Origin of the sequence: Streptomyces ipomoeae 91-03, assembly GCF_000317595.1 — a bacterium.
Classification (GTDB): domain Bacteria; phylum Actinomycetota; class Actinomycetes; order Streptomycetales; family Streptomycetaceae; genus Streptomyces; species Streptomyces ipomoeae.
In genome coordinates this window covers 1-2,503 of sequence record NZ_AEJC01000048.1, presented here as the reverse complement: position 1 = coordinate 2,503, position 2,503 = coordinate 1, and the positions used below count along the sequence as shown (strand labels likewise).

The following is a 2,503-nucleotide window of genomic DNA, read 5'->3' as shown; positions in this document are numbered from 1 at the left end:
CCTCACGTCTGTCTGTGCTTGTGCGCGTTGTGCGGCTGTACGCGGATGCGTTACGCGGCGGCGCCGCGGCCGGCCATCAGGCGCGGCAGCAGCCGGAAGCCGATACCACCGGCGATCATCGTGGCCGCGCCGACCAGCAGGAACGTGGTCTCGGCGGCACCGGTCTCGGCCAGCTCGCCGCTGCCGGCGCCCTGGGCCTCGGTCTCGGAACCGGTGTCGGTCAGTGCCGAGGAGCCCTCTTCCTGGACGACCTCGTCGTTGCCGCCGTCGGGGTCGGTGCCGGTGGAGCCACCGTCGCCGGAGCCACCGGTGGTGGAGGAACCGCTCGTGGAGTCGCCGCCGGTGGTCGAGGAACCGCCGCCGTTGCCGGTGCCGTTGGAGGTCGAACCGCCGTTGCCGGTGCCGTTCGAGGTCGAACCGCCGTTGCCGGTGCCGTTGGACGTGGAGCCGCCGTTGCCCGTGCCGTTCGAGGTCGAGCCGCCGTCGGTCGTGGTCCCGCCGTCCGTGGTGGTGCCACCATCGGTCGTGGTGCCACCGTCCGTCGTCGTACCACCGTCGGTCGTGGTGCCGCCGTCCGTCGTCGTACCGCCGTCGGTCGTGGTCCCACCGTCCGTGGTGGTGCCGCCATCGGTGGTGGTCCCGCCGTCCGTGGTGGTGCCACCGTCGGTCGTGGTCCCGCCGTCCGTCGTCGTACCACCGTCGGTCGTGCTGCCACCGATGCTCGTCGTGGTCGCACCGATGATGGTGTTGCCTTCGGTGGTGCCATCGGTGTCACCGGTGTTGACCGAGACGCCGACGTTGGCGGAGACATCGTCATCGGCGCCGACACCGATGTTGACGACATCGAGGTCCAGCGCGGAAGCGGCACCCGCGGCGGTCAGCGACGCGCCGGCGGCGATCACGGCACCCGCGGCTATACGCGCCACACGGATCCGTGTCTTCTTCGTCATATGGCTGCTACCCCCAGTAGCTCATCAGTAAATGGAGCAGCGCCCGGGGCCGCGATCAACGGGGAAGTCGCTTCACTTCGAAGACCCCCGGTTCACATGCGCCCCAGTAATGCGCATGCCACGCGCCAGCCTTCCCAGTTTTCCCAGCAACGTCAAGGTCGTTGCGTACGCGATGTCCCGTTCACTGGCATTTGACCGTGGTGAATACATGTGGCTGTGACGTAAAACCCAGACATCCCCACGCACACAAGGCAACTGCCGACCGATGGACGGCAGTTGCCTTGTCGACAAAGAGCTCTTCGCTTCCGGCGCAGTAGCCCCTACTACTTCTCCTGCTGCTTGCGCCAGCGAATTCCGGCCTCGAGGAAACCGTCGATCTCGCCGTTGAACACGGCCTCGGGATTGCCGACTTCGTAGTTGTTCCGGAGGTCCTTGACCATCTGGTACGGGTGCAGGACGTACGAACGCATCTGGTTTCCCCAGGAGTTGCCGCCGTCGCCCTTGAGCGCGTCCATCTTGGCCTGTTCCTCCTGCCGACGCCGCTCGAGCAGCTTCGCCTGGAGGACGTTCATGGCGGTGGCCTTGTTCTGGATCTGCGACCGCTCGTTCTGGCAGGAGACCACGATGCCGGTGGGCAGGTGGGTGATGCGGACCGCGGAGTCGGTCGTGTTGACGCCCTGACCACCCGGGCCGGAGGACCGGTAGACGTCGATGCGCAGTTCGCTCTCGTCGATCTCGACGTGGTCGGACTGCTCGACGACGGGAAGCACTTCCACACCGGCGAAGGAGGTCTGGCGCCGCCCCTGGTTGTCGAACGGCGAGATCCGGACGAGCCGGTGGGTGCCCTGCTCCACGGAGAGCGTCCCGTACGCGTACGGCACCTGCACGGCGAAGGTGGTCGACTTGATGCCGGCCTCTTCCGCGTACGACGTCTCGTACACCTCGGTCTTGTAGCCGTGCTGCTCCGCCCAGCGCAGGTACATCCGCTGCAGCTTCTCGGCGAAGTCGGCGGCGTCGACGCCACCCGCCTCCGCGCGGATGTTGACCAGCGCCTCACGGGCGTCGTACTCCCCGCTGAGGAGCGTCCGGACCTCCATCTCGTCCAGCGCCTTCTTGACGGAGGCCAGCTCCGCCTCGGCCTCGGCGCGGGTGTCCGGGTCGTCCTCCTCCTCGGCCATCTCGAAGAGCACGGCGAGATCGTCGATCCGCCCGCGCAGCGCCTCGGCCTTCCTGACCTCGGCCTGCAGGTGGCTCAGCTTGCTGGTGATCTTCTGCGCCTCGTCCGGGTTGTCCCACAGGGACGGCGCGGCCGCCTGCTCCTCGAGCACGGCGATGTCTGCCCTCAGCTTCTCAAGGTCCAGAACGGCCTCGATCGACTCCATGGTCGAGGAGAGGGACTTCAGCTCTTCGGATACATCGACGACTGCCACGCCCCCAGCCTAACGGCTCCGCCGAGTGAGCCACGTGGGGTGACCGCAGCCACCCAGTCACCCGGCGCCGAGTGGCTGCGCCGCATCGCCGCCCGCCCAGTAGCTCGGAGGGTGGGGTTGTCT

Annotated in this window: 2 protein-coding genes; both read right to left on the bottom strand. The window is 67.7% G+C overall.

The annotated features are described in order from the left end of the window. Positions 1-50 precede the first annotated feature (50 nt). Positions 51-950: a hypothetical protein gene (locus STRIP9103_RS02535; RefSeq protein WP_009296685.1), complete on the bottom strand. Its 900-nt coding sequence runs from the start codon at positions 948-950 to the stop codon at positions 51-53. A 323-nt stretch (positions 951-1,273) separates the two neighbouring features. Continuing rightward, positions 1,274-2,380 carry a peptide chain release factor 2 gene (gene prfB / locus STRIP9103_RS02530; RefSeq protein WP_009296687.1) on the bottom strand — a complete coding sequence of 369 codons (1,107 nt, stop codon included), beginning with the start codon at positions 2,378-2,380 and terminating at the stop codon, positions 1,274-1,276. Between the last annotated feature and the right edge of the window lie 123 nt (positions 2,381-2,503).

Bases quoted from the DNA above. Each gene is read 5' to 3' on its own strand.
- STRIP9103_RS02535 (WP_009296685.1), bottom strand. From the start codon at position 950: ATGACGAAGAAGACACGGATCCGTGTGGCGCGTATAGCCGCGGGTGCC.